This window comes from Streptomyces sp. DS1-CR2 (assembly GCF_055760475.1).
In genome coordinates this window covers 1698057-1723643 of sequence record NZ_CM147085.1, presented here as the reverse complement: position 1 = coordinate 1723643, position 25587 = coordinate 1698057, and the positions used below count along the sequence as shown (strand labels likewise).

The 25587-nt window shown below is 68.9% G+C and carries 28 protein-coding genes; 17 read left to right on the top strand and 11 right to left on the bottom strand.

Annotated features, from left to right (window positions below; all coding sequences use genetic code 11):
- Positions 1 to 122 precede the first annotated feature (122 nt).
- From ACY0PA_RS08620 to ACY0PA_RS08605, 4 genes are all read right to left on the bottom strand, one after another.
- Complete coding sequence (locus tag ACY0PA_RS08620; protein ID WP_473084109.1) at positions 123 to 521, bottom strand: CBS domain-containing protein; 399 nt, start codon at positions 519 to 521, stop codon at positions 123 to 125.
- 46 nt (positions 522 to 567) lie between these two features.
- A complete protein-coding gene (locus tag ACY0PA_RS08615; RefSeq protein WP_473084108.1) occupies positions 568 to 2061 on the bottom strand; it encodes a DEAD/DEAH box helicase in 1494 nt (497 codons plus the stop codon).
- 337 nt (positions 2062 to 2398) lie between these two features.
- Complete coding sequence (locus ACY0PA_RS08610; protein ID WP_023586116.1) at positions 2399 to 2602, bottom strand: cold-shock protein; 204 nt, start codon at positions 2600 to 2602, stop codon at positions 2399 to 2401.
- Positions 2603 to 3106: 504 nt separating this feature from the next.
- Entirely contained in the window at positions 3107 to 3373 is a 267-nt protein-coding gene (locus ACY0PA_RS08605; RefSeq protein ID WP_473084107.1) for a hypothetical protein, read from the bottom strand.
- Positions 3374 to 4022: 649 nt separating this feature from the next.
- Between ACY0PA_RS08605 and ACY0PA_RS08600 the strand changes: the two genes are divergently transcribed.
- From ACY0PA_RS08600 to ACY0PA_RS08585, 4 genes are all read left to right on the top strand, one after another.
- Positions 4023 to 4217, top strand: coding sequence for a DedA family protein (locus ACY0PA_RS08600; protein ID WP_473084106.1), 195 nt, complete (start codon positions 4023 to 4025; stop codon positions 4215 to 4217).
- On the top strand, positions 4214 to 4474 hold the full coding sequence (locus tag ACY0PA_RS08595) for a DedA family protein (RefSeq protein WP_473084105.1): 261 nt from the start codon (positions 4214 to 4216) through the stop codon (positions 4472 to 4474). The genes ACY0PA_RS08600 and ACY0PA_RS08595 overlap by 4 nt, the downstream gene beginning before the upstream one ends.
- 907 nt (positions 4475 to 5381) lie before the next feature.
- Positions 5382 to 5717 (top strand): MerR family transcriptional regulator, encoded by a 336-nt coding sequence (locus ACY0PA_RS08590; protein ID WP_473084104.1) that lies wholly within the window; start codon positions 5382 to 5384, stop codon positions 5715 to 5717.
- Positions 5718 to 5950: 233 nt separating this feature from the next.
- Positions 5951 to 6154 (top strand): cold-shock protein, encoded by a 204-nt coding sequence (locus tag ACY0PA_RS08585; protein WP_389708268.1) that lies wholly within the window; start codon positions 5951 to 5953, stop codon positions 6152 to 6154.
- Between the two features lie 1492 nt (positions 6155 to 7646).
- Here the strand turns inward: ACY0PA_RS08585 and ACY0PA_RS08580 are convergent.
- Positions 7647 to 7859 carry an STAS domain-containing protein gene (locus ACY0PA_RS08580; protein ID WP_473084103.1) on the bottom strand — a complete coding sequence of 71 codons (213 nt, stop codon included), beginning with the start codon at positions 7857 to 7859 and terminating at the stop codon, positions 7647 to 7649.
- 100 nt (positions 7860 to 7959) lie between these two features.
- On the opposite strand from ACY0PA_RS08580, the gene ACY0PA_RS08575 reads away from it, so the two are divergent.
- Together ACY0PA_RS08575 and ACY0PA_RS08570 are read left to right on the top strand one after the other, a co-directional pair.
- On the top strand, positions 7960 to 9402 hold the full coding sequence (locus tag ACY0PA_RS08575) for an NF041680 family putative transposase (protein WP_473083030.1): 1443 nt from the start codon (positions 7960 to 7962) through the stop codon (positions 9400 to 9402).
- 128 nt (positions 9403 to 9530) lie between these two features.
- Positions 9531 to 10055: a hypothetical protein gene (locus ACY0PA_RS08570; RefSeq protein ID WP_473084102.1), complete on the top strand. Its 525-nt coding sequence runs from the start codon at positions 9531 to 9533 to the stop codon at positions 10053 to 10055.
- Here the strand turns inward: ACY0PA_RS08570 and ACY0PA_RS08565 are convergent.
- The 3 genes from ACY0PA_RS08565 to ACY0PA_RS08555 form a co-directional block, all read right to left on the bottom strand.
- On the bottom strand, positions 10015 to 10845 hold the full coding sequence (locus ACY0PA_RS08565) for an IS5 family transposase (protein WP_473084101.1): 831 nt from the start codon (positions 10843 to 10845) through the stop codon (positions 10015 to 10017). The genes ACY0PA_RS08570 and ACY0PA_RS08565 overlap by 41 nt on opposite strands.
- A 436-nt stretch (positions 10846 to 11281) precedes the next feature.
- Positions 11282 to 12658 (bottom strand): IS1380 family transposase, encoded by a 1377-nt coding sequence (locus tag ACY0PA_RS08560; protein ID WP_473079639.1) that lies wholly within the window; start codon positions 12656 to 12658, stop codon positions 11282 to 11284.
- A 286-nt stretch (positions 12659 to 12944) separates the two neighbouring features.
- Entirely contained in the window at positions 12945 to 13670 is a 726-nt protein-coding gene (locus ACY0PA_RS08555) for a heparin lyase I family protein (RefSeq protein WP_473084100.1), read from the bottom strand.
- A 448-nt stretch (positions 13671 to 14118) separates the two neighbouring features.
- Between ACY0PA_RS08555 and ACY0PA_RS08550 the strand changes: the two genes are divergently transcribed.
- The 9 genes from ACY0PA_RS08550 to ACY0PA_RS08510 all read left to right on the top strand — a co-directional run bounded on the left by ACY0PA_RS08550 (position 14119) and on the right by ACY0PA_RS08510 (position 21914).
- Positions 14119 to 14915 (top strand): IS5 family transposase gene (locus ACY0PA_RS08550; protein WP_376692667.1). Its coding sequence is split into 2 segments (ribosomal slippage): positions 14119 to 14451 and positions 14454 to 14915, totalling 795 coding nucleotides; the frame shifts between segments, so codons are not numbered across the junction.
- A gap of 1 nt (position 14916) precedes the next feature.
- A complete protein-coding gene (locus ACY0PA_RS08545) occupies positions 14917 to 15663 on the top strand; it encodes a tyrosine-type recombinase/integrase (RefSeq protein WP_473084099.1) in 747 nt (248 codons plus the stop codon).
- A gap of 79 nt (positions 15664 to 15742) precedes the next feature.
- Positions 15743 to 16570, top strand: a complete 828-nt coding sequence (locus ACY0PA_RS08540; RefSeq protein ID WP_473084098.1) for a HipA family kinase — start codon at positions 15743 to 15745, stop codon at positions 16568 to 16570.
- The gene (locus ACY0PA_RS08535; protein WP_473084097.1) at positions 16567 to 16956 is read left to right on the top strand and encodes a DUF3037 domain-containing protein; all 390 of its coding nucleotides are present in this window, start codon (positions 16567 to 16569) and stop codon (positions 16954 to 16956) included. The genes ACY0PA_RS08540 and ACY0PA_RS08535 overlap by 4 nt, the downstream gene beginning before the upstream one ends.
- Positions 16957 to 17115: 159 nt before the next feature.
- Positions 17116 to 17877 (top strand): 3-oxoacyl-ACP reductase FabG, encoded by a 762-nt coding sequence (gene fabG, locus ACY0PA_RS08530; RefSeq protein WP_356286572.1) that lies wholly within the window; start codon positions 17116 to 17118, stop codon positions 17875 to 17877.
- Between the two features lie 17 nt (positions 17878 to 17894).
- Positions 17895 to 18662, top strand: coding sequence for an SDR family oxidoreductase (locus ACY0PA_RS08525; protein WP_473084096.1), 768 nt, complete (start codon positions 17895 to 17897; stop codon positions 18660 to 18662).
- A gap of 165 nt (positions 18663 to 18827) precedes the next feature.
- Positions 18828 to 20408 carry an ABC transporter substrate-binding protein gene (locus tag ACY0PA_RS08520; protein ID WP_473084095.1) on the top strand — a complete coding sequence of 527 codons (1581 nt, stop codon included), beginning with the start codon at positions 18828 to 18830 and terminating at the stop codon, positions 20406 to 20408.
- Positions 20409 to 20513: 105 nt separating this feature from the next.
- Positions 20514 to 21197: a uracil-DNA glycosylase gene (gene ung / locus ACY0PA_RS08515; protein ID WP_473084094.1), complete on the top strand. Its 684-nt coding sequence runs from the start codon at positions 20514 to 20516 to the stop codon at positions 21195 to 21197.
- A gap of 165 nt (positions 21198 to 21362) precedes the next feature.
- Complete coding sequence (locus tag ACY0PA_RS08510) at positions 21363 to 21914, top strand: hypothetical protein (RefSeq protein ID WP_473084093.1); 552 nt, start codon at positions 21363 to 21365, stop codon at positions 21912 to 21914.
- 97 nt (positions 21915 to 22011) lie between these two features.
- Here the strand turns inward: ACY0PA_RS08510 and ACY0PA_RS08505 are convergent, their stop codons facing one another.
- Entirely contained in the window at positions 22012 to 22377 is a 366-nt protein-coding gene (locus ACY0PA_RS08505; RefSeq protein WP_473084092.1) for a hypothetical protein, read from the bottom strand.
- Positions 22378 to 22555: 178 nt separating this feature from the next.
- Positions 22556 to 22822: a hypothetical protein gene (locus ACY0PA_RS08500; protein WP_473084091.1), complete on the bottom strand. Its 267-nt coding sequence runs from the start codon at positions 22820 to 22822 to the stop codon at positions 22556 to 22558.
- On the opposite strand from ACY0PA_RS08500, the gene ACY0PA_RS08495 reads away from it, so the two are divergent.
- A complete protein-coding gene (locus tag ACY0PA_RS08495; RefSeq protein WP_473084090.1) occupies positions 22815 to 22973 on the top strand; it encodes a hypothetical protein in 159 nt (52 codons plus the stop codon). The two genes, ACY0PA_RS08500 and ACY0PA_RS08495, sit on opposite strands and share 8 nt — an antisense overlap.
- 47 nt (positions 22974 to 23020) lie before the next feature.
- A complete protein-coding gene (locus ACY0PA_RS08490; protein ID WP_473084089.1) occupies positions 23021 to 23926 on the top strand; it encodes a Gfo/Idh/MocA family protein in 906 nt (301 codons plus the stop codon).
- Here ACY0PA_RS08490 and lnt read toward each other — a convergent pair.
- Complete coding sequence (gene lnt / locus ACY0PA_RS08485; RefSeq protein WP_473084088.1) at positions 23850 to 25544, bottom strand: apolipoprotein N-acyltransferase; 1695 nt, start codon at positions 25542 to 25544, stop codon at positions 23850 to 23852. The two genes, ACY0PA_RS08490 and lnt, sit on opposite strands and share 77 nt — an antisense overlap.
- Positions 25545 to 25587 lie beyond the last annotated feature (43 nt).

Here is a 25587-nt window from a genome sequence, read left to right as displayed (position 1 = left end):
GCATGTCTTCGTCATGACGGGACTGGATTGGGCCACTGGCTTCGTTCACGTTCAGCAGCAGCGTTTGTCGATGAGTTTCAGCAGCGGTTGGTCAGCATTCGAGTCGTGGATGTTCACGAGAACTAGCGGCAGTGCCGTGTCGCTGAAGCGATCATCGTGAGGGGACGCTGCGGCAGTCCGAGCCGGCGGGAGCGCAGCACGTGCTCGGATTCGGAGCCAGTGGCCTCGCGCGAAGTGAACGACCCGCGATCGCCGGTGATGTCGCGCAGGCGGACGCGGTCCGTGTAAGCGGAGCTGTCGCGGACGGCGGTGAGTTCGGTCTGGGTGACCAGGCCGGTGCGCTGGCCGTCCTGGTCGCAGACGGCCAGCCGACCCGTGTGGGCTGCGGCCATGACGGACAGCGCCACCTCGACACTCATGTCGTCACAGACCTGCGGTCCGGCCGCGTCCCTGGCCTCAACCGTCTTCCTGTGCACGGGGTTGGTGCTCGCCGGGCGGGGCTGCATCTGAACCAGCGTCAAAAGGTGCCTCCTGCAGAGATGGGCCAGCTTCCTGATCACGAAGGTTCTAGGCCGCCGCGTCGAAGACGGACTGGCGTACGGGCGCGCGCCGGGTCGCCGACGAGGGGCGGCGCCGGCCTCGGGAGGAGGCGCTGCGCTTGGGGCGTTCGGCCACCGGTGCGGTGATGACGACCGGGATGCCGGACGGGGCCTGGGCGCCGGTGATTCGGCTCAAAGCCTCGTCGCCCGAGCGGATCTGGGTGGTCTGCGGCCGGATTCCGGCGTCCGACATGAGGCGGACCATGCCGGGGCGCTGGTGCGGTGTGACGAGGGTGACGACGCTGCCTGACTCGCCGGCGCGGGCGGTACGGCCGCCGCGGTGGAGGTAGTCCTTATGGTCGGTCGGCGGGTCGACGTTGACGACGAGGTCGAGGTTGTCGACGTGGATGCCGCGCGCCGCGACATTGGTCGCTACCAGGACGGTGACGTGCCCCGTCTTGAACTGCGCCAGCGTGCGGGTGCGCTGTGGCTGTGACTTGCCGCCGTGCAGCGCGGAGGCCCGTACCCCGCTGTTGAGTAGGTCTTGGGTGAGCCGGTCGACCGCGTGCTTGGTATCCAGGAAGATGATCACGCGGCCGTCGCGGGCGGCGATCTCGGTTGTGGCGGCGTGCTTGTCGGCGCCGTGGACGTACAGCACGTGGTGCTCCATCGTCGTGACCGCACCCGCGGACGGGTCGACCGAATGCACGACGGGGTCGGTCAGATAGCGGCGCACCAGCAGGTCGACGTTACGGTCCAAGGTGGCGGAGAACAGCATCCGCTGCCCCTCCGGACACACCTGGTCGAGCAGGGCGGTGACCTGCGGCATGAACCCCATGTCGGCCATCTGGTCGGCCTCGTCCAGCACCGTGACGCCCACCTGGCTCAGTCGGCAGTCGCCACGGTCGATGAGGTCCTTGAGCCGGCCCGGGGTCGCGACGACGACCTCTGCCCCGCCTCGCAGCGCGCCGGCCTGCTTGCCGATCGACATCCCGCCCACCACCGTTGCCATCCGCAGCTTGACGGAGCGGGCGTACGGAGTGAGCGCGTCGGTCACCTGCTGCGCCAGCTCACGCGTCGGCACGAGGATCAGCCCCAGCGGCTGACGGGGCTCAGCACGCTGCCCGGCGGTGCGGGCGAGCAGGGCGAGGCCGAAGGCGAGGGTCTTGCCGGAACCGGTGCGCCCGCGGCCCAGGACGTCACGGCCCGCCAGGGAGTTCGGCAGCGTCGCGCCCTGGATCGGGAACGGCGCGGTCACGCCCTGCCTGCCGAGTTCGGCGAGCAGTTGGGCGGGCATGCCCAGATCCTCGAAGCCTTCAACAGCGGGCAGCGCGGGGGTGATTGTCCTGGGGAGCGCGAACTCGCCTTGCACTGCGGCCGGCCGGCGGCCGTAGCCGCCGGAACGGGCCGGGCCGCCGGAACGGCGCGGTGCCTGCGAGCCGAAGCGGCTGCCGCCCCTGGTGGCGTCAGCAGTGCCGCTACGGGTGCGGGTGGAACGGTCGTTGGTGCGTGTGCGGTTCATGTGGGGAACCTTCCTCGATATGGCACATATCAAGGAATCCCCGCAGCGATGAGCGGCATCGAGAATTACAAGTATGGACCGATGTCAAAGCAAATCCGGGCCGTCGGTAATCCGCGCGGGCGAAAATGCTGAAATAGGCGACGCAGTGGGGACGTAAAATCCGGGCGCCGAGGTGCGGTGTAGCTCTTCAGGATGCGCCTGCATTCCTGAAGGAGGAGCTGCGCGAGATTGCGGACCCCTCCGAGCCGTCCCGCAGGCGAAACCACTGCCAGAAATGCGTGTAGCTGGGGCCCGCACCCCTAAGGATGCGGGCCCCAGCTACAAGTGTGCGTCAGCGTCAGGCCGGAACGATGTTCTCGGCCGTCGGGCCCTTCTGGCCCTGCGCGATGTCGAAGGTCACCTTCTGGCCTTCGAGCAGCTCACGGAAGCCCTGGGCGGCGATGTTCGAGTAGTGGGCGAACACGTCAGCGCCGCCACCGTCCTGCTCGATGAAGCCGAAGCCCTTTTCCGCGTTGAACCACTTCACGGTACCAGCAGCCATGTCATATCTCCTTTGGGGCAGTACATCGGAATCCACACTGTGCGGACACCGTGTCGCCGCGATGATTACCCCGCCCGGAAAATGACCGGAAATACAAAAGTGCTCCCACCGGCAGGAGCCGAGTGAGGGCACTTGAAGTTTTGGGAACCACAACTGCAACTGAGATCGACAGTAGCACGCCGCAACGGCCGTCGTGCGTTGAATAATTCCACTCTGCCCATTGCGGCAAAAACTCTCACCGCGTGGTCCGTCAAACTCTGACCTCGCCGGCGCAGATATTGCCTCGAGTCGCTGCGGAGCCCGGCGGTTGGCCACAGACGCAGCCTCACTGCTGTTGTTGTGCCGCCATTTCCAGCCGCTTGTCATCCGCACGGAGCGTGGCCCTGGGGCTCTGCTGCACCGCGTGCCGTATGGGAGGTACGGACTGCGCCGCGCGCGGGGCCCCGAGCGCCGAACCGCGAACCGCGGACCAGAGCCACGGTGGCCGCAGCATGCAATGAAGCCCTACGTCCTCGTACGTCCGGTGTCGGCGAGCGCGCCGAGCAGCAGATCGGCGGCCTCATGCAGGAGCACCACGGCCTCATCAACGCGCCGTAGCGCCCGGCCGACTTGCTCGAGGTTCACGCCAGTCTTGCGAGCGGTCCGCGTCGCCGTCGTCGTGAGCGAGTGCAACTCCAGCAGGAGACCGTCGATGGCCTGACGAGCCGCAGCAGGGTCACTCTCGATCAGATGGCGCAGTTGCGCCGGGAGCGGCGCAGCGGTGTCGGTCATGACCGGCAAACGACGCAAAGCCCGTCCGGACACCCCACCACACAAGCTACGAGGCGTCCTCGTTACAAGCCCTCTTCGCCCGGCCGTGACCGCCGTCCAATGCGGCTGCCTGCTCCACATCACAGTCACCACGGCGTGCCGGGTTGCCCCCGCCAGGACCTCGACGACGACCAGGCCGTGCCGCGCCGTGGTGTACGAGTCGCCACCGGCGGTGTGAGTGCGACGGGGCGGACCGGAGTCGGCGAGCAGCGTCCCTGGGCCGCGAAAGACACATGACGCGTCGCCTCGCCCGGAGGAGTCGGCTGTCCTATCTGCAGCCCTCCTTCGTTCCAGCAGCTTGATCACCACTGCGGGGAGAGGGCCTGGGGCAAGGAGTTTCGCCTCGGCCAGCGTGGGTCGACATGCCGCGCATCGGTGTAGTCGTTCCTCGAAACTGGGCCACGGGGACCACGGCCCGGAGGACACCGCACATGAACGCGATCACCGACTGGCTCGGCGGCCTGTCCGGCCCACTGTCTACCGGCCGTCGGCGCCCTGGTGTTCGCCGAGGACGCGCTGTTCTTCGGCTTCGTCCTGCCGCGTAGGACAGCCGTAGTCCTGGGCGGCGTACTCGCCAATCTAGGCCCAGGTCTCGGTCTACTGGCTCGTTATGACCGTCGTGCCCGCCGCAATCGCCGGAGACACCGTGGGCCACTCCGTCGGCCACCACTTCGGCCCGAAAATCCTTACTACCCGACCGCTGCGCCGACACGAGCAACGCAGCCAGAAGGCACAGGACTTCATCCGCCACCGAGGCCCTGAAGCGGTCTTCCTGGGCCGTTTCATCGCCTTCTTCGCACTATGATGCCGGCGCTCGCCGGTATCTCCCACATGGACTACCGCCGCTTCCTCCTCTTCAACGCCCTCGGCGGCCTGGTCTGGGGAGTCGGCTTCGCCCTGCTGGGCTACTTCGCAGGCTCCGCCTACCAGCGGGTCGAGGCGGTTGCCGGCCGCGTCGTTGCCATCGCCGTCGCAGTGATCGTGGTGGGCGGGCTCATCGTGTGGCGCGTTCGGCGCCGCCGCCAGGCGGACAGTCCAGATCCGAAGAACCGGGCCGGCTGACACCCCAGGTCGGCCTCGCGACCTTCTGGATCCGCGATGCCGGACCCTGGCTGCCCGGTTGTTTGCGCCCCAGTCTGCGGTCCCTACTCGGCACTCGGCGATGACAGCCCTTGGGTCTGCCCTCACTGTTCGAGGCCGATTACCTCACCGTCGAACACGCAGAAATCTATGTTGGCCGGAGTAGACATTAGGTGGCGGCGTGGTTATGGTTTCTCTCGTAGCCAGAAGTCGGCAGGGCCCGGCAGAAACGAACTGCCGGGCAGCATTACGGAAGTTGCAGTGCGCAGGACGGTGCGGTGGTGGAGTTCCGAAGCCAGAGCAGTTGCAGGACGGCGACGGGGCTGACGACCGGACCGGGTGGCCCGCAGTGATCAGGGGCCGCCTGCGGGACCGCAGCCAAGAGTGGCGGAACCCGTGAGTGCAGTTGGTGGTACCCGGCAGTGAAGTCAGTGAGCGGTACCTCGGTGAAGGCGTCGGCTGCGGGCGCGCGCACCGGGAGGTTCGGCAGTGGGGTTCTAAGCCAGAGCAGATGCACGATGGGCGACGGGGCTGGCTGCCGGAAAGGTGGCGCTGTCACAGGCCACTGAGCAGTACGCAGTAGAGCAGTACCAGCAGTATCAAGTCCCCCGTTTAGTAAGTAGCTGATTACCGAGGGAAGAACGGAGGAACGAGCGCCATCAGGATCGCCCGGGCGGAGTGTTGAGTCCGGGTACCGCAGGACATCGATAGTGAGGTGGTCTCCGGTCAAGCAACCGCGATCCCCGCACCCCCGACAACTCCCAGGTCGGGTCGGCGGACACAGAAGGCCGGCGCAGTTCCAGGGCCGGCAGATGGTGTAGCAGTTCCTTCGGGGCCCTGGTGCCACATGGCACCAGGGCCCCTCAAGCGTGTTCCACAGAGAGGTGCAATGACAGCAGACGACTCGTTCGGACGTCTCGAGGACGAGGACTACCCCGCCTACACGATGGGCCGGGCCGCCGAGATGCTCGGCACCACCCAGGGCTTCCTGCGGGCCATCGGTGAAGCCCGTCTCATCACCCCGCTGCGCTCTGAGGGCGGACATCGCCGCTACTCCCGCTACCAGCTGCGCATCGCCGCCCGCGCCCGGGAACTCGTCGACCAGGGCACCGCCATCGAGGCCGCCTGCCGCATCATCATCCTCGAGGACCAGCTCGAAGAGGCCCAGCGCATCAACGCCGAATACCGCCGCGCCGCCGAATCGGGTACACCGCCCGCGGTCTGAGGCGGCAATGTGTCGGCGCGCACTCGTCGGGGGCGTGGTGCATGCGCCCAGTTCCGATGGTGACAGGGTGTGAGGGTGTGTAGCGTTTGGGTCAGCTGTCGTGGTTCGGAGGTTCCCCTTTTTCCCGCGCTTCGGCGTGGGCGTTTTGCTGTGCTGTGTCGCAGGAACCAGGACGACCACCTCCGCCTTCCGCATGGTGCGGGAGGCATTTTCGTGACTGGAAGGCATGAGACATGGCTACGGGAACTGTGAAGTGGTTCAACGCGGAGAAGGGCTTCGGTTTCATCGCCCAGGACGCCGGCGGGCCGGACGTCTTCGCCCACTACTCGGCAATCAACTCCACGGGCTTCCGTGAGCTCCAGGAGGGCCAGATGGTGACGTTCGACGTCACCCAGGGCCAGAAGGGCCCTCAGGCAGAGAACATCAACCTGGCCTGACCCGCCTCACCAGCCTGTTAGCCGCGGGCGCCGCGCTCGAAGGGACGCCTGCCTCGAGCGGGCCCGACCCAAGCAGCTGGCACCAGGCTTGCGCGGGAGGTAGCGGGATCCGTGGCATATGTGCTCGGGGCCGCGCGGCAATGGACGCGCGGCCCCGATCTGTGTCAAGACACGCGTACGGGACGGGATTGTTTGTAAGCACGTCTTCGGGCCGCGCTGCGCCAGGTTCATTTGGCGCCGACAGGCGTTCGGCTGCGGGGCTGGCGATGGGCTGATGCGCAAGGGCAGCCAGCGAGAAGGCCATCAGGGGCCCGGGTGGGTGAACCATCGGCGTCCGCACCATGCGGGCCGAATGCGTGCTTACAGACAACCCGAGGCTGGCTACGGCCTGGTGCTCGCCCATCATGAGGCGCAGCGAGCGCACACCAATACCGTGATGGGTGAGCGTGGACTGCCTCCCGGCGGGCAGCGGGGCAGGATGAGGCGCCTCACCGCGCTGGGATTTGACATGGAGCGGTGGTTTCCTTCCCAGTCGGGAGGTGTCCTCCCTTCGGTGCGCAAACAGGCGGAGGTGGTGAATCCTGGACCGGCGGCCGCACCCTGGCGCCACACGGCACGATGAACAGGGTTGGCCCTGATTCCTGCACACAGGTATCCCAGCCTATGCGCCAAATCCGCCTGGAAGTCGCTCTGTTGAAGCTGTGACAATAGGCAGTGCCGCAGTTCCCGCGGCGGCAGCCGGCTTCGCGGTCCCGCACACCGCGGCGGCGAAGTCGGCACGCAAGCACCTGCACCCTGCCCTGGGCCTCACGGTAATCACGATGCGGCGACGGTATGCCGTGACGGTCGCGATCGCAGCAGGACGCGCGGGCGCGAAGCCGCTGGAAGGGGTCCCGGCCACATATCTGCCTCTTAATCGCCCTAAACGGACGTGGCCGTCGACGACGCCGGAGCTGTAGAGGCTCTTCTCCCCGGTTGCTTCACGCAGTGCACCAACCCGGGAATGGGGTGAGTGGAAGGCGTACTCACCGGATGACCGGCCGACCGGTCACGGAAACAGAACCAGCTCAGCACCCAGGAGATGGCGCTATTCGGCAACAGCAAGTGGCCATTCTGCGCGCCTTTTTGGCAACACGCCCTCGCCGTCAGCGTGATGTTCGGCATTGACCTCGGCCACACCGACCCCTCCTCGAGCGAGGAGAAGGCCCGCCCGGACAGCACGTGATCACGCACGATCAGCACCTGGCGTTCGACCAGGCCCTTCCCGGTGGGCCGGTAGGCGGCCAGGACGTCGAAGTCGTAGGGGCCGGCGAATCCGGCAGCCTCCGGGTACAACGGGACCGCTGTGGAACATCGCGTATTTCCCGATCCGGAACTCCTCGTAATCGGCCATGGGGACGGCGGAGTCGCCGCCACCAGGCGGAAGCCTTCGCCACTGGCCTGGTGTTTCGTCCGGGCGAGGCGCCACCGGTGCACCCGCCCGTAGGCTCGGCTACTCGATGGTGAAGGCGCTGCCGGTGTGGGAGAGCCGCAGCAGGCGGGCCAGGACGTGCGGGACGGCGCACAGCCGCAGCTCCACCCCGTCGGCCTTCGCCGCGCGGGCGGCGGCCAGCAGCGCGGACAGCCCGGAACAATCCACGAACGTGAGCCCCGCACAGTTCAGATCGACGCTGCTCTTAGCTTGATCTTTAACCTCGAGTGTCACCCGACCTGCTGATCTGCGGCTCTTCCCGGGACAGCCGAGGCGGCCGTTCTCCAGGCTTCGAGATGTTGAGTAACGAAGTGCGAGAGAACGGCCGCTGTGTATGAGTGTCTCTGTCTCTGGTCCTGCTGGTGATGGGTTGGAAGTCTTGTCCCGCTTTCGGGTCGAGTTTTACGACTGTCTGTACGCCCGCGCCGATGCCCTCTTCGAGCTCACCGACGCGATCCTGTGCAAGGACGGACCTGTGCAGACCTTGGTCGACCTCAGTCTGGAGGCCGAGCACCGGCGTGGGCACGGTGCCCTCTACCAGGCGTTGAACGCCGGTTGGGCCGAGCCGGCCCGGATGCGGGGCCTGTTGGCCTCGCTACCCGTTCCGCGTGCGGTCGATGGGCGGATCGTGCTGGCCGTGGACGTCTCGACTTGGTTGCGGCCGGACGCCGAGACCAGTTCTGACCGGCTCTTCTGCCACGTCTACGGGCGCGGCCGCAACAAGGACCAGTTCATCCCCGGCTGGCCCTACTCCTTCGTCGCCGTGCTGGAGTCCGGCCGCACTTCCTGGTGCCGCCTGCTGGACGCCATGCGGCTCGGCCCTGCCGACGACGCCGCAGCCGTTACCGCCGCGCAACTCCGCGACATCGTGGCGCAGTTGATCGCCGCAGGCCACTGGAGTGACGGCGCCCCTGATCTGCTGATCGTCGCCGACGCCGGCTACGACCTTGCCCGCCTGGCCCATCTCCTCGCCGACCTGCCCGTGGAGGTATGCGGCAGACTGCGCTCGGACCGTGTGATGGCCCGCGATCCGGCACCGCACAATGCTCGGCCACGGCCGGGTCGCCCGCGCATGCACGGTGCCCCGTTCGCCCTGGCCAGGCCCACCACCTGGGGCGACCCGCAGACCGAGACCCGGACCAACACCACGCGTTACGGCACCGCGACCGCCCGGGCATGGGACCGGCTCCACCCTCGGCTCACCCGCCGCTCGGCCTGGATCACCGACCAGAACGCCGAACTTCCCATCCTGCACGGCCTGGTGATCCGCCTGAGTGTCGAGCGCCTGCCCGGCGGCCGGGATCCCGACCCGGTGTGGCTGTGGTCCTCAAACCCCGGGGCCGACCCCGCCCATGTCGACCAGCTGTGGCGGGCCTACCTGCGCAGATTCGACCTGGAACACACCTTCCGCCTGTTGAAGCAGACACTTGGCTGGACCGTGCCCAAGCTCCGAGACCCTGCCAGTGCCGACCTGTGGACGACGCTGATCATCGCCGCACACACCCAGTTGTGGCTCGCCCGACCCGCCGCGCGAGATCTGCGCCGTCCCTGGGAACGGCCGCTTGCGGCAAACAAGTTGACGCCTGCCCGGGTGCGGCGAGGATTCCGCAACATCCGCGCGAAGACCGCTCGTCCCGCGGCCGCACCAAAACCCTCTCGCCCCGGCCCGGGGCGCCCCTGCGGATCGAGCAACCGCGCGAGAGCACCCCGTCACACACCGGGAAAGACTGTCAAGCGCGCCGAGACACTCGACGAGCACTACGGCCGCACAGGTTAAAGATCAAGCTTAGAAGCCGTTGTCTTTCCGGATGTGAGCGGTGAGTTTCCGCTGGTCGGGCATGGTTTCGCTGTCGTCGTGGGAGGGGTTGGACGTTCTGTTCGGCCTCGATGATGCGGAGGTGGCCGGTGGCGTCGGTGATGGGCTTGCTGGAGGAGCGGGAAGCCGCTGCCCGGGTGCGGGTGGAGGAGCTCCAGGCGGAAGTGGATCGGGTCCTGGGTGAACTCAGTGTGGCCGAGGCGGTGTTGGAACGCCGGGTGATCGCGTGTGCGGAGCTGTCCGAGGCCCTGGCCACCGGCGACGATGTGACAGATCCGCCCTGCCCGGAGGTGCGGGATCCGGCGCCGCCGGCCCAGGTGGTCAAGGCGCCGGTCGCCGGGGCGACGGTGGTGCGGCGCCGGGAGGGGATGACCGTGGAGGCGCTCGCGCCGGAGTACCGGCGGATCGTCGAGTTGCTTCAGGCGGAACCGGGCGACGGTGAGGGGGTGTCGGCGAAGGAACTGGCGGCCCGGCTGGAGCTGGAGCTGGTGCCGGCAAAGATCGAGGGAGTGCGGTCAAGGGCAAAACGGCTGGTCGAGCGGGAGTGGCTGATGGCGTCGCCGTCGGGCCGGTTCATGCCGCGAGCCTCGTCTGTGCCTGCTGCAGGGAGTTGACCGCCCTGCCTGTGGCGGCGCGGGCCAGGCGACGGGCCATGAGCATGCTCGCCGAGAAGTGGATGAACGCCTCGCTGCTGGCGGGCTGAGTCTCGTAGTCGCGCACCAGGCGCCGCGAGCGCATCAGCCACCCCAGACTTCGCTCCACCACCCACCGTCTCGGCAGCACCACGAACCCCTTCATGTCGTCACTGCGCTTGACGATCTGCAGGGTGAGCTGGAGTTTCTCCCTCGCCCACGTGACGAGGCGGCCGGTGTAGCCGCCGTCGGCCCACACCAGGCTGATCTTCCTGAACCGCTCACGCAGCCGGGGCAGCATGATGCGGGCAGCCTGGCGGTCGGTGACGTCCGCGGCAGTCACCAGGACCATCAACAGCAGGCCGAGGGTGTCCGTGATGACGTGTCGGCGCCTGCCGTTGATCTTCTTCCCGCCGTCGTAACCGCGTGAGGCCGCGGGCACCGAGGCGGCCGCCTTGACCGACTGCGAGTCGATGATCGCCGCAGTCGGCTCGCAGTCGCGGCCCGCGGCCTCGCGGGCCTTGCCGCGCAGCCGGTCGTGCAGCTCCTTGACCAGGCCGTTCCTGCGCCACCTGCGGAAGAAGGCGTAGACGCGGTCCCATGCGGGAAAGTCGGCGGGAACGGAGCGCCACTTGATGCCGTTGTCGGTGACGTAGAAGACCGCGTCCAGCATCTGCCGGTGACAGTAGCCCTCCGGCTGGCCGCCCCTGCCCTCCAGCCAGGCCGGCACCGGCAGCGCGTCACGCACCACCGCCCACTCCGCGTCGGTCATGTCCGACGGATACCGCCGCACCCTCTCCGGCCGGTCGGCTGCGTTCCCGAACCGGTGAGCGAGGCAATCGCACACCGACGGCGCCGAGTTGAACCCCGAGGACGAATCCGCGCACAACTGCATCAACAGGGCCTCCGGTCTCACGAGTTGGCTTCAACAACCCTCGTGCTGCACCAGAGGCCCTGCCTTCATGCACCCACCCGGCCAAGACCACCCGACCAGGCACCCTGTTCGACCAGAACCGTCCTCGTGATCGATAGGAATTACGGCTTCTAACCTCGAAGTTTCGTGACGGTCCGCCGACGGAGTCGGTGGACCGTTTTCGTGCCGTCGGCTGAGGCTGTGCATACCCAGGACCCGAGTGTCGTCTCGGGGTGGCGCCGGGTTCCACTGCTCCGGGTGTTGAGCTGCTGTCGTAGGGACGGGAATCCGTTGGTCAGCCGGGGTTCGGCAGGAGTGCGAGCCGTTCGAGGGCTGTGGTGATGTGGCTGGTCCAGGGCCAGTGCCGGGCCAGGCGGAGGATTCGCCGACGGCCGGTGGTCACGAGCTGTCCGGCCGCGGTGAACAGGCGGAGCCGCAGTCGGCGGGGCTCCCAGCACCTGGCCTTGCCCGTCAGTGCGAGCATCGGCATCCAGGCCAGCAGGTCCAGTGCGATCTGCACGATCTCCAGCCAGATCCGGTTCTGGGCCGTGCGGTGCAGAGGGAGATTGCGCAGGCCGGTGGCCCGGGCGGCGCGGATGCGGTCCTCGGCCCGGGCCCGCAGCCGGTGACGGAGCTCGAGCTCGGCGATCGGCCGGCCCGAGGTGTTGGTGGCGAAACAGGTCAGCCGCATGCCGTCCGCATCCGTGAGCCGCAACTGAGCACCGGGGTGCGGTCGTTCCTTCCTGACGATCAGCCGCATGCCCTCCGGCCAGCCGTCCAGAACGTTGCTGGTGAGTTCAGCGACCCAGGCGCCGTCACGGATCCCGCCCTCGGCCTCGACGGCCGCCGTCCAGGCCGATGCCGGAACCTTCAGCACATGCTGGTGGATCGCCTCGGTGATCACCATGCCGACCGAGTAGGACAGCCACCGTCCCCGCTGAGCGAGCCAGGCGACGAAGTCGTGGGTGCCGCCCGCGGAGTCGGTGCGGATCAACGTCCGGCGCCCGCGCCGGTACTTCTTCGGCAGCTGGGCCAAGGCCAGTCGGGCGGCGGTGATGTGGTCGGCGGCCGTGTTCGATCCCGCGTTGCCCGGCCTGAGCAGGGCCGCCACGGGCTCACCGGTGCCGCCCGGTCCGTGGTCGACGAACCCCATCAGCGGGTGGTGGCCATAGGTTCGCTTCCACGTGGGCGCGGCGTCCTCCTTGTCCGAGTGCGCGATCACCAGCACCCCGTCGAGGTCGACGGTCACCGTCCCGCCCGCATCAGGCGCTTCCCGGTCGGCCAACCGCCAGACATGTCGGCGGACTTCAGCCCGCGCGGCACGGATGGCCCGCAGGGCCTTCTCCCCGGAGGCTGCAAGGGTGTCTATGAGGCGGGAGACCGTCGGGTCGGAGGCCACCGGCCCGAACACGGCCGGCTCGGCCCGCAGCATGGCGACATCCGCGAGGCAGTCGCCGCCCAGCGCGACCGCCAGGGCCACGTCCAGCAGGATCTTGCCCGGGTCGTGCACCGCCCGAGTCTTCCGCCACGGCGTCAGCGCCGCTGATATCGCGGTGTCCAGGCCGGCCTTGCGGACGGTCTCGACCAGCAGCACGCCCCCAGCCTGCGAGACCACCGCCCGGCCGCCGCCCTCGATGCGGACACGCGGGTACGACCCGATACGCTTCTTCACCTGGAGAGTGCTTCTTTCCCTGCAGCCAACAGGACCCTAGACAAGTCCCATCGTTGCAGGTCAGGAGCACTCTCCGCTTATTTGATCAAGCCTCGGACACTCCACCTCGTGAAAGCGCGAGGCTAAAGATCAAGCTGAACCACGCTATCGCTTTGTGGCATGCGCTGGGGACTACGACTTGGGTGCTGTCTCGGGCGCGGGCCTGTACGCCGACGGCTACCACGGCTGCGGCTGCTCGAAACGCACAGCCACTCCTGAGTGCGGAGGGCGCCGGCAGCCTCAAGCCTCAGTCGACGTCCGCGTACGACGTGCCGAGTTTGAGGCTGTCGATGCGGTTGATGATCTCGTTCTCCGGGTGATCGCGGTCGTAGGCGCCCCACTTGGGATCGTTGTAGGTGTCCCAGGTGCGGCCGGTGTAGCGCGTGGAGCCGTTGGTGAAGGTCTGCTGGGCCCCGTCGAGCCGCAGCTCGATCCAGCCTCCGGTGGTCGAGTCCGAGGTGTGGATCGCGAAGGCGAACCGGTGCCAGTCGAAGGCCGCGATCGGAGCGGACCAGATCTTGTTCCACACCTCGCCCGGTTCGATGTAGTAGAGGTTGGCTGAGCCGCCGGAGACCGTCATCAACACCGGGTAATTCTGGCTGGAGTTGGGATACGACTTCCACTGGAAGACGACGAAGTCGCCGCTGGCCAGGCTGGTGGTGGACAGTTTGCTCTCCCAGCCCAGGTAGTACGTGCTGTTGTTCTGGAACGTGTACTTGGAGCCGCCGATCTTGATGCCCTTCGACTCGCAGCGGTCGATGCCAACTGCCTTGGTGTACCGCCAGATGGCTCCGTGGCCGTCGGTCTGGGCCGCGGAGACGATGCCGCCCGGTGACGGGCACTCCAGACTGCCGAAGACACCGATTCCGTTGGTGGTGTCACCGTCCCAGGTGAGCGAGGCGCTCGCGGGTGAGGCGACGATGACGGACCAGGCGAGTATCGCTGCGGGGAGAGCCAGAAGACGCTTGCGCACAGGTTTCCTTTCACTGGGGAGTGGGCGGCAAAGGGCCTTGCCCACAGGGAGGAACTTGATGCCCGCCGAGTGTGATCCACAGGTTTGAGAAAACGGAATACCTTGTTCTGTTTTTTCTTTCCCGAACCTCAGAAAAGCGCTTCACAACAGCCCGTGGTGGCAGTGCTCTTTCGAGCGGCTGCCCGAGGAAGCCCATCGGATCCTGGCCGAACTCGGCGAGGTGGAGAGCCGGCTGGAGCGGTTGGTCATCGCGCGTGAGACGGTGGCCGGGGTGCTGATCGGCCCCCGCCATCAAGGGCTCGGAGTCGGCGGAGACGTGCACGGATGACCACCGGCAAAATCACCTGACCAGGAGCCCTGTTCGAACCACCGGACCCGGCGATCGGTACGACAACGGGTTCTAAGAGATCATCTCAATTGGTGATGCCGGTAGTCTGGTGCTGTGTTGCTGACTGAGCGTCTGGTCCCAGATGGGCTGTGGGAGTTGTTCCAGCGGGTGGTGCCGGAGGCGCCGACTCGGCCGCAGGGTGGTGGCCGGCGCCGTCATGGGGACCGTGAGGTGTTGGCGGCGATTGTCTTCGTGGCCACGACCGGGTGCACGTGGTCGCAGGTCCCGCCCGTGTTCGGGCCATCGGGGGCCACGGCTCACCGCCGGTTCATGGAGTGGAGCCGACAACGGGTCTGGGCGAAACTGCATCGTCTGGTCCTGGATGAGCTGGGGGCTCGAGGCGAGCTGGACTGGTCACGATGCGCAATCGACTCGGTGAACATGCGGGCCCTGAAAAAGGGGACCTGACGGGTCCGAATCCTGTAGATCGGGGCAAGTACGGCTCGAAGATCCACTTGATCACCGAGCGGACCGGACTGCCGCTTTCCGTCGGCATCTCCGGCGCCAACCTTCATGACAGCCAGGCCCTCGAACCGCTCGTGCGCGGCATCCCACCGATCAGATCCCGGCGCGGTCCACGCCGTCGGCGCCCCGCCAAGCTTCACGCCGACAAAGCCTACGACAACCGTCACCTGCGGCAATGGCTCCGCCTACGCCACATAACACCGCGCATCGCCCGCAAGGGAGTTGAGACGTCACAGAAGCTGGGGCGCCACCGGTGGACCATCGAACGCACCATGGCCTGGCTCGCCGGCTGCCGACGTCTCCACCGTCGCTACGAGCGGCAGGCCATCCACTTCCTGGCCTTCACCAGCATCGCCTGCACCCTCATCTGCTACCGCAGACTCACCAATTGAGATGATCTCTAAGGAGCGGCGCGAAGCGTGGCGGCTGGAGACGGCGCTCCGAGTCCGTGACGTCATCAACTCGCGCAACCGGATAGCCGTCGTGCTTGGTCTGGGGTGCGGACTCCGGCAGGGCGAGGTGTTTGGGCTGAGCCCGGAGGACATCGACTACGCGAGAGGCGTGCTGCACGTCCGCCGCCAAGTCCAGTCGATCGACGGGAAGCAGTACTTTGCCCTGCCGAAGGGCGGGAAGACTCGCGCCGTTGACATGCCCCCCTCGGTGGCCGAGGAGCTGAAGCATCATGTCGAACAGTGCCCGCCGCTGGAGGTGGAGCTCCCATGGGAGAAGCCGGGGCCGGACAGGCCGACAAAGAAGTTCTCCCTCCTGCTCACCACGCGATTCGGCAACGCCGCAGGGGCGCATACGTGGAATACCTACACCTGGAAACCCGCCTTGGCCAAGGTCGGCATCATCCCGCCACGCGCCAAGGGCGCGAAGCCTTGGCAGTGGGAGGCAGCGCCGAAGGACGGCTTCCATGCGCTGCGGCACACCTATGCCTCGGTCATGCTCGAAGCGGGAGAGTCCGTGGTGACGTTGGCGCAGTGGCTGGGGCACTCCTCGCCGGCCATCACGCTCGGTTACTATGCTCATTTCATGCCGGAGGCAGGAAGTAAGGGGCGCACCGCCATTGACGGACTGCTGGGGAGGCAGGGGGATGGGCATGGCGGCCGAAACTCCCCAGATTCTCCCCAGGGTTAATCGCTGTCGGCTCCCCCAGGCGCGGACGTCGGGAGTTGACCGTTGATTGCAAGGCTAGTGGGCTACGGAGGCTGGGAAATTGCTGAGTGAAGTCACCGTGACCCGCTATGTCACCCCCATGAGGGAGGGCGGATCGCTGCCCGGGCTCGTCGAGGCCGACGATCTCGCCCCGTACGTCATGAAGTTCACCGGCGCGGGACAGGGCCGCAAAACGCTTGTCGCGGAGGTGATCTGCGGAGGGCTCGCGCGGCGGCTCGGATTCCGGGTGCCGGGGCTCGTGCGGATCGGACTCGACCCCGTGATCGGCCTCGGCGAGCCGGACCAGGAGGTGCAGGGCCTCCTCAAGTCGAGCGGTGGCGTGAACCTCGGCATGCGGTACCTCTCCGGCGCGCTCGGCTTCGACCCGCTCGCCTACGAGGTGGATCCCGCGGAGGCGGGCCGCGTCGTCTGGTTCGACGCCCTGATCAACAACGTCGACCGGTCCTGGCGCAACCCCAACATGCTGGTCTGGCACGGCGACCTGTGGCTCATCGACCATGGCGCGAGCATGATCTGGCACCACAACTGGCGCGGCGCCGAGGCCGCGGCGGCCCGTCCGTACGACGCCTCCGACCACGCCCTCGCCCCCTTCGCGCCCGACGTCGCGGCGGCCGCGGCGGAGCTCGCTCCGCGGCTCACCGAGGAGCTGCTCGCCGAGGTCACCGCCGACGTCCCCGACGCCTGGCTCGCCGACGAGCCGGGCTTCGACGACCCCGACGCGGTGCGACGCGCGTACGCCGCCGTGCTGCTGCCCCGCGCGGCGGCCATCCACGAGCGCGTCGGCCTGCCCGAGCCGGATCCCGACCGGCTCCCGCGCACCCTGGGCTGGCTGACCGGCACGGCGAGTGTGAAGGGCGGCACCCGGTGACCGCGACCGCCCGAGACGTCTTCGAGTACGCGCTGCTGCGCGTCGTCCCGCGCGTCGAGCGCGGCGAGCAGATCAACGCCGGCGTGGTCGTCTACTGCCGCGCCAAGTCCTACGTCCGCGCGCTCACGCATCTCGACGAGGCGAAACTGCGCGCCCTCGACCCCGAGGCGGATGTGACCGGCGTCCGCGCGTCGCTCTCCGCCGTCGAAAGGCACTGCCGAGGCGGCGGCGACGCCGGTCAGGCGGCGGACGACGACGCGGGCCGCCGCTTCCGGTGGCTGGTCGCGCCGCGCTCCACGGTCGTGCAGCCCGGGCCCGTGCACACCGGGCTCACCGTGGACCCCGAGGCAGAGGTCAACAGGCTTCTCGACCTCCTGGTGAGGTGACCTCGCGGTGGCCCCTTCGCGGTGAGTGATCAGTCGCACCCGGTGGGTACGTTGACACCGGGTGCCAGGACTTCTAGCGTCACGTCCACAGGGTACTAAGCGGTCGCTCACCGAGTTGGGACGTGAGGGCCGCACTCTAGGGCGAGGAGACCGAAGAGCATGTCCACCACTGAACAGCGCGTCGCGATCGTCACCGGTGCCGCACGCGGCATCGGCGCTGCTACCGCCGTACGTCTGGCCGCCGAGGGCCGCGCCGTCGCCGTGATCGACCTCGACGAGGCCGCCTGCAAGGACACCGTCGAGAAGATCACCAGCGCCGGTGGCAAGGCCCTCGCGGTCGGCTGCGACGTCGCCGACGAGGCGCAGGTCGAGGCCGCGGTCGCGCGCATCGCCGAGGAGCTCGGCGCGCCGACGATCCTGGTCAACAACGCGGGCGTGCTCCGCGACAACCTGCTGTTCAAGATGAGCGCCCTGGACTGGGACACCGTCATGAACGTGCACCTGCGCGGCGCGTTCCTGATGTCGAAGGCCGTCCAGAAGCACATGGTGGACGCCAAGTTCGGCCGCATCGTCAACCTGTCCTCGTCGTCGGCGCTCGGCAACCGCGGCCAGGTCAACTACTCGGCGGCCAAGGCCGGTCTCCAGGGCTTCACCAAGACCCTCGCCAAGGAGCTCGGCAAGTTCGGCGTCACCGCGAACGCCGTCGCCCCCGGCTTCATCGTCACCGAGATGACGGCCGCCACCGCCGCCCGTGTCGGCATGGGCTTCGAGGAGTTCCAGGCCGCCGCAGCCACGCAGATCCCCGTCCAGCGCGTGGGCAAGCCCGACGACATCGCCAACGCCATCGCCTTCTTCACCGGCGAGGCGGCCGGATTCGTCTCCGGCCAGGTCATGTACGTCGCCGGCGGACCGCTCAACTAGGGCCGGGGGAAACGGACATGACTTCATCCCAGCTCCCGGAGCTCTCCGGCAAGGCCGCCCTCATCACGGGCGGGAGCCGCGGCATCGGCTACGGCGTCGCCGAGGCGCTCGTCGCCCGCGGTGACCGCGTGTGCATCACCGGACGGGGCGAGGACGCCCTCAAGGAGGCTGTCGAGAAGCTCGGCGCCGACCGGGCCGTCTACGTCGTCGGCAAGGCCCACGACGAGGCACACCAGGCCGTCGCCGTCGAGCGCACCATGGAGGCCTTCGGCCGCGTCGACTTCCTGGTCAACAACGCCGGTACGAACCCGGTGTTCGGCCCCATCGCCGAGCTCGACCTGAACGTGGCGCGCAAGGTCTTCGAGACCAACGTCGTCTCGGCGCTCGGCTTCGCCCAGCAGACGTGGAAGGCGTGGCAGGGCGAGAACGGCGGGGCGATCGTCAACATCGCCTCCGTCGCGGGCCTCGCCCCGTCTCCGTTCATCGGCGCGTACGGCATCAGCAAGGCGGCGATGATCAACCTGACCATCCAGCTCGCGCACGAGTTCGCGCCCAAGGTGCGGGTCAACGCGATCGCCCCGGCGGTCGTCAAGACGAAGTTCGCGACGGCCCTCTACGAGGGGCGCGAGGAGGAGGCTGCGGCTGCCTACCCGCTGGCCCGGCTCGGCGTGCCCGAGGACATCGGCGGCGCCGCCGCCTTCCTGACCTCGCAGCAGTCCGACTGGATCACCGGTCAGACCCTCGTGGTGGACGGCGGAATCTTCCTCAATGCGGGCGTCGCCTGACAAACCCCCGCCGGGGTCATATCGGACCAAGTTCGCCTAAGTGAAGTTCCCCGCGTATGTCGCGTACGTACGCATCAAGTGCCCTGCCGGAGTGCCTCGTTGGCCCGGCGGGGCACTGCGGTATGGTCTGCCGACCTGTGGCATGGCCGATCGAGGAGCGCGCGCGTGTTCAACCGGATCCAGGGCCCCCGTCAACTGGCGGCGATAACGTGCATATCGCTCCTTGCCGGATGTGGACTGATGTCGTCCGGAGAGTCCGACGACACCGAACCCATCGTCGTCGGGACCACCAGCGCGCCGAGCACCCTCGACCCGGCCGCGTCCTGGGACGGTTCCTGGGAGCTGTTCAGGAACGTCTACCAGACCCTCGTCAGCTTCCCCTCCGGCGCCTCCGAGCCGAAGCCCGACGCCGCCGAGCGCTGCGAGTTCACCGACCCCTCCAACAGCGTTTATCACTGCACACTGCGCGAGGGCATGGCGTTCTCGAACGGCGACAAGCTCGACGCGGCGGCCGTCAAGTACTCCATCGACCGCATCAGCAGGATCAACGTCAAGGGCGGCCCCAAGGGGCTCCTCGGCAGCCTGAAGTCGGTCGAGGTCAAGGGCGACCGTGACGTCACCTTCAAACTGAACAAGCCCGACGCGACCTTCCCCTTCGTGCTCGCGACACCGGCGATGTCCATCGTGGACCCCGCCGAGTACCCGGCCGACGCGGTACGCGACGACGGCAAGATCGCCGGCTCCGGGCCGTACGCGCTCGACGCGTACACCGACGGCGACAAGGCGGAGCTCGTCAAGAACGACCACTACGACGGGTTCGCCGAGCGCAAGAACAGCGCCGTCACCATCCGCTACTTCAAGGACTCCGCCTCGATGGTCGGCGCCCTGCGCGCCAAGAAGATCGACGCCACGTACCGCGGGCTCGCCGCGTCGGACGCGGTGGGACTGCAGGGCAAGCAGGCCAAGGACGGCATCCAGCTCGTCGAGGGCGCGGGCATGGAGATCAGCTACCTGGTGTTCAACCCCAAGGACCCCTGGGCGCGCAAGTCCGCCGTCCGCAAGGCCGTCGCCCAGGTCGTCGACCGCGGCGCGATTGCCCACAAGATCTACCAGGACACCGTCGAACCGCTCTACTCGATGGTCCCGAGGGGCCTGACCGGGCACACCACCGGCTTCTTCGACGCATTCGGCGACCCGAACGCGGCCAAGGCCAAGGACATCCTCACCCGGGCGGGCATCACGGACCGGGTCCCGCTCACCCTCTGGTACACCACCGACCGCTACGGGTCCGCGACCGGCGCCGAGTTCACCGAGCTCAAGCGACAGCTGGACGCGTCCGGACTGTTCGACGTCACGGTCAAGGGACGCCCCTGGAAGACGTTCGAGGCCGGGTACCGCAAGGGCGAGTACCCCGCCTTCGGACGTGGCTGGTTCCCCGACTTCCCGGACGCGGACAACTTCATCGCGCCCTTCGTCGGCGAGCAGAACGCGCTCGGAACGCCCTACGCGTCCAAGGAGATCACCGACGATCTGCTGCCGCAGTCGCGCCGCGAGAGCGACCGCGCCGCCGTGGTGGGCCAGTTCAAGCGCGCCCAGCAGATACTCGTCGACGACGCCAGGCTGCTGCCGCTGTGGCAGGGCAAGCAGTACATCGCGGCCAGCGAGGAGATCTCGGGCGGCGAGCGGGCCCTCGACCCGTCGACGATCATGATGATGTGGGAGCTGCAGCGCAAGACCAGCTGGTAGGCGGTCCGCCGGGGCCCGTTGTCAGTGGCCGCGGGTAGGTTCTGGGGTGTGCAGCGGCCGTGCCTCGTACGGCCGTGAAGTGACCGTACCCCGGAGGTTGTTGACGTGACCGACACCGCGATGCTGCCCGAGTCCTGGCGCGGCGTCCTCGGCGAGGAGCTGCAGAAGCCCTACTTCAAGGAGCTCGCCGAGTTCGTCGAGGAGGAGCGCGCCAAGGGTCCCGTCTACCCGCCGCGCGAGGAGGTCTTCGCGGCGCTCGACGCGACCCCGTACGACCGGGTCAAGGTCCTTGTCCTCGGCCAGGACCCGTACCACGGGGAGGGGCAGGGGCACGGTCTGTGCTTCTCCGTGCGGCCCGGCGTGAGGACGCCGCCCTCCCTTCGGAACATCTACAAGGAGATGAAGGAGGAGCTCGGCCACCCGGTCCCGGACAACGGGTATCTGATGCCGTGGGCCGAGCAGGGCGTCCTCCTGCTGAACGCGGTGCTCACGGTGCGGGCCGGCGAGGCCAACTCGCACAAGGGCAAGGGCTGGGAGAAGTTCACCGACGCGGTGATCCGCGCGGTGGCCGACCGGCCCGACCCGGCCGTCTTCGTCCTGTGGGGGAACTACGCGCAGAAGAAGCTCCCCCTCATCGACGAGGAGCGCCACGTCGTCGTGAAGGGGGCCCACCCCTCGCCGCTCTCCGCGAAGAAGTTCTTCGGCTCGCATCCCTTCACGCAGATCGACAAGGCGGTGGCCGCGCAGGGTCACATGCCGATCGACTGGCGCATTCCGGACCTGGGCTGACGTCCACGGACCTGTGTCCCTCCGGATACGTCTGAGCCGGGTGCGGTGACCGCCCGGCCCCGGAGGAAAGGCCCCCGCCCGCGCCTGACCGGGATTGTCAGCGGCTGCCTATAGCGTCGGAATCGTTACCAGCTTGGACGATCGGCATGCGAGCGTGGAGGACCTGTGGCTGAGCAGCGGGAGCAGGCGGCGGACGACGCCATGATGGCCCGGATCGGGCAGGTGATCATGCTTCATCACGCCGGTGACCGCGAGGAGGCCAGGGACCGGTACCTCGGCCTGTGGGCGGAGATCGGGGAGGACGGCGACCCCCTCCACCGCTGCACGCTCGCGCACTACATGGCGGACGCCCAGGACGACCCGGACGACGAGCTGGCATGGGACCTGCGGGCCCTTTCCGCCGCCGAGGGCCTGACCGAGGCGCGGCTCGCGCGCCACGAGCAGTCGCTCGCGGTCCGCGCGCTCTACCCCTCGCTGCACCTCAACCTGGCGGCGGACTATGTGAAGCTCCGCCGCCCCGAGGCCGCCCGCAGCCATCTGACACAGGCGCACGCCGTGGTGGGCGCGCTCGGGGACGACGGTTACGGGGACGGTGTGCGGGCGGCCATCGCCCGCCTGGAACAGCGGGTCGCGGCGATGCCGCCCGGCGGGGGCGAGGGTCCGGGCCGGGGTTCCACAGGGGGCGAGCCACTGCGGCCGCCCAGACGGAGCTCTTAGGCCGCCACCCCTCGCCGGTCCCCTCCACTTGATGCGCGGCCCGCCTCGCCCGCCGTCCCGCACTCATCCTCCGTCGCGTCTCACCCTTTGTCCGGCCTCACCGCCCGTACATCTCCCGGCAGATGCGGGCCTCGGGGCTGTCCGGGTTCCACTTGCCGTACTGATGGCCCAGGGCGCACACATCGCCCGGGACGCCCGGCGCCGCGGGGGTCGCCGTGTGCGGGTGGCGCGGCGGAGGTGCCGCGGGGCGCGCCGCGTGGTCTGGGCCCGACCGCCGGGGTGCCTCCTGGCGTGGCGGCCGGGGCGGGCGTGGCGCACGGGGCGGCTCGGACGAGGGCGAATGGGCCGGCGGCGTGCGGCCCATCCGGTCCAGCGCCTCCCGCACCGGCGCCTGCACGACCTGGGGGTCCGCCCGGCCTTCGGGGCGGGGCGCCGCGGGAACGGCCGGTGCGCTGGGGGACACGGCGAAAGGCTCCGGCTGCCGTACGCTCACGCAACCGGACACCGCGGCGGCCGTGGCCGCCACCGTGAGCAGAAGCGCTGCTGAGGTCGTCGATCGATGCACCCGCGCAACTCTGTCGGCTACGGACCCTCGTGGCGCGCCGGTCGGCCGATGATGCCCCGCACGGGTGACGCGCAGGTCAGGACGGGGACGCGGCGAGCATCCCGCGCAGCATCTCCCCGAACCCCTCCAAAAGGTCCGCCAGGTCCGGGACCGACGCGTGGAATGCCCCGGCCACGCACGAGAACATGATCCCCTCGGACCAGGCCACCACCGACAGTGTGTGCCGCTCCGGATCCTGGGACCCCGCGGCGCGCAGCAGCGCGGTGAGCGGTTCGCGGAACTGCCGTCCCGTCGCATCGAAGAACGCCCTCAGCTCGGGCCGTCGCGTCGGCCGGGTGAACATGCTCAGGAACCGGCCCGCCACGGCCCTGCGCAACATCCTCATCGCCGCCCTCGACAAGGCCGGACCCGCCGTCATGCTGCGCGGATTCGACGAGATCGCCGACTGGCGGCCACCGCAGCGGCCGTATGCTGCCGGGACACAGACGGCGTAGCCGGACAGCGGACACGGCCGGCTCGGGGCGACAGGGAGAAGACGGACGTGAAGGTCGGCTGTATCGGACTCGGAGACATCGCGCAGAAGGCGTATCTGCCGGTGCTCACCACCTTGCCGGGGGTCGAGCTGCACCTGCAGACCCGCACGCCGGCGACGCTCCAAGGGGTCGGGGACACGCACCACATCCCCGCCGAGCGCCGGCACACCGACCTGGACGCGCTGCTCGCGCAGGGGCTCGACGCGGCGTTCGTGCACGCGCCGACCGCCGTCCACCCCGAGATCGTGACGCGGCTGCTCGAAGCGGGTGTCGCCACCTATGTCGACAAGCCGCTGGCCTACGAACTCGCCGACTCGCAGCGCCTCTTGCGGCTCGCCGAGGAGCGCGGCGTCAGCCTCACCGTCGGCTTCAACCGCCGTCACGCGCCCGGTTACACGCAGTGCGCCGAGCACCCCCGCGAGCTGATCCTGATGCAGAAGAACCGGATCGGGCTGCCCGAGGACCCGCGCACGCTCGTCCTCGACGACTTCATCCACGTCGTCGACACCCTGCGCTACCTCGTGCCCGGGCCGATCGACGACGTGTCGGTGCGCGCCCGGGTCGAGGACGGCCTGCTGCACCACGTGGTGCTCCAGCTCGGCGGGGACGGGTTCACGGCGATCGGCGTCATGAACCGGCTCAGCGGCTCGACCGAGGAGATCCTCGAGGTCTCCGGGCAGGACACCAAGCGCCAGGTCGTCAACCTCGCCGAAGTCATCGACCACAAGGGCCAGCCGACCGTGCGCCGCCGCGGCGACTGGGTGCCGGTGGCCCGCCAGCGCGGCATCGAGCAGGCGGTCCTCGGCTTCCTCGACGGCGTGCGCGCGGGCAAGGTGCTCAGTGCCAAGGACGCGCTGGAGACGCATGTGCTGTGCGAGCAGGTCGTACGTGAGGTGCAGCGGTTCGCCGCCTGAACTGGCGGACGGCCTCCGACGCGCCCAGCAGGGCGAGCACGGTGACGGCCGCGTGCACCGGCCAGTCCCCGAAGCGCACGTACAGCGTCGTGCCGTGCGCCGTCGGCACCTCGTAGACCCGGGCCGCGCTCGCCGACGTGCCGAGCCACGGACCGACGCGTGAACCGTCGGGGCCGTACACGGCCGACACCCCGGTCAGCGTCGCGTGCACCATCGGACGGCCCGTCTCCGCGGCCCGTACGGCCGCGAGCGACGCGTGCTGCTCGGGCGCCCAGCTGTGCTGGAACGTGGACGTGGAGGACTGCGCGAGCAGCACCTGCGCCCCGTCGCGCGTGAGGCGCCGCGTCATGTCGGGGAACGCCGACTCGAAGCACACGAGCGGGCCGATCCGCAGGTCGCTGTCCCGCGCGGACCGCGCGTCCATCACGACCTGCCGGGTCCCGCTCACCCGGTCCTCGCCCGCGGCCTTGCCGACCGACGTGGCCCAGCCGAGCAGGGCGCGCGCCGGGATGTACTCGCCGAAGGGGACGAGCCGCATCTTGTCGTAGCGCTGCCCCGTGAGGCCGTCCGGGCCCACCAGGACCGAGCTCTTGAAGATGCCGGGGGCACCGCCGGGGGAGACGCGCCGCGCGTCCACGTTCACCAGGATGTCCGCGCCCACCTCGCGCGAGAGCGCCGCGATCCGGCGCGCCAGGTCCGGCCGGTGCGAGAAGTCGAAGCCGACGCTGCTCTCGCCCCAGACCACCAGGTCGACGCCCTGCCCGGCCAGGCCGCGGGTCAGCTCCTCCTCCCGGTCGAAGCGCTTGTCGCCGCTGTCGGCGCCGCCTATGGGGCCCGGCTGGACGACGGCGACCCGGACCGGGCCGTCCGGCTCGGGTCGCGGGGCCCAGGCCCAGGAGACCGTCGTCACCGTGGCCGTCACCAAAAGCCCCGCCACCGCGGGCGTACGGGCGCTGCGTGCCACGAGGAGGACCGTGATCGCGGTGTTCACCGCCACGACGAGCAGGCTGACCAGCCACACCCCGCCCACCGACGCGACGCGCAGGGCGGGCTGCACCTGCCACTGGCTCGACCCGATGAGTCCCCACGGGCCGCCCAACCCCTGCCAGGACCTGACCAGTTCGACCATCAGCCACGCCGAAGGCACCGCGACCAGGGCGGCGGCCGCCTGCCCACGCGTGGGCGTGCCGCCGAGCAGCCGTCGCAGCAGCCTGCCCCAGGGCGCCCACAGCGCACCGAGCAGCGCCGCGATCACGACGGTGAACACATGCAGACTCGGCAGCAGCCAGTGGTGCACCGACAGCATGAACCCGAGTCCGCCGAGCCAGCCGTCGAGGGCCGCGCGGCGCGGCGTGGGCGCCGAGCGGGCCAGCAGCATCCACGGCACCAGCGCGACGTACGCCAGCCACCACAGCGACGGAGCCGGGAACGCGAGGGCGGGCAGCGCGCCCGCCGAAACGGCGGCGACGCCACGCCACCAGGGGGACTCCGCGAGGCGGGGAGTGATGCCCTGCCACGACGCGGCGGGCGCCGTCCACGACGCCGGTACCGCCGACACCCGCCACGCTTGCGTCGTACTTGACGAGCGCGACCGACCCTTCCCGCCCGACCCGTCCATGCGCCGCCTCCCTCGTCGTCCGACGCCCGGTACGTGCCTTCAG

Coding starts and splice junctions, on each gene's coding strand:
- ACY0PA_RS08590 (WP_473084104.1), top strand. CDS start 5,382: ATGACAGCAGACGACTCGTTCGGACGTCTCGAGGACGAGGACTACCCC.
- ACY0PA_RS08600 (WP_473084106.1), top strand. CDS start 4,023: ATGACCGTCGTGCCCGCCGCAATCGCCGGAGACACCGTGGGCCACTCC.
- ACY0PA_RS08610 (WP_023586116.1), bottom strand. CDS start 2,602: ATGGCTGCTGGTACCGTGAAGTGGTTCAACGCGGAAAAGGGCTTCGGC.
- ACY0PA_RS08525 (WP_473084096.1), top strand. CDS start 17,895: ATGACTTCATCCCAGCTCCCGGAGCTCTCCGGCAAGGCCGCCCTCATC.
- ACY0PA_RS08575 (WP_473083030.1), top strand. CDS start 7,960: ATGAGTGTCTCTGTCTCTGGTCCTGCTGGTGATGGGTTGGAAGTCTTG.
- ACY0PA_RS08605 (WP_473084107.1), bottom strand. CDS start 3,373: ATGACCGACACCGCTGCGCCGCTCCCGGCGCAACTGCGCCATCTGATC.
- ACY0PA_RS08585 (WP_389708268.1), top strand. CDS start 5,951: ATGGCTACGGGAACTGTGAAGTGGTTCAACGCGGAGAAGGGCTTCGGT.
- ACY0PA_RS08545 (WP_473084099.1), top strand. CDS start 14,917: ATGATCTCTAAGGAGCGGCGCGAAGCGTGGCGGCTGGAGACGGCGCTC.
- ACY0PA_RS08615 (WP_473084108.1), bottom strand. CDS start 2,061: ATGAACCGCACACGCACCAACGACCGTTCCACCCGCACCCGTAGCGGC.
- ACY0PA_RS08595 (WP_473084105.1), top strand. CDS start 4,214: ATGATGCCGGCGCTCGCCGGTATCTCCCACATGGACTACCGCCGCTTC.
- fabG (WP_356286572.1), top strand. CDS start 17,116: ATGTCCACCACTGAACAGCGCGTCGCGATCGTCACCGGTGCCGCACGC.
- ACY0PA_RS08500 (WP_473084091.1), bottom strand. CDS start 22,822: ATGTTCACCCGGCCGACGCGACGGCCCGAGCTGAGGGCGTTCTTCGAT.
- lnt (WP_473084088.1), bottom strand. CDS start 25,544: ATGGACGGGTCGGGCGGGAAGGGTCGGTCGCGCTCGTCAAGTACGACG.
- ACY0PA_RS08565 (WP_473084101.1), bottom strand. CDS start 10,845: ATGACCGACGCGGAGTGGGCGGTGGTGCGTGACGCGCTGCCGGTGCCG.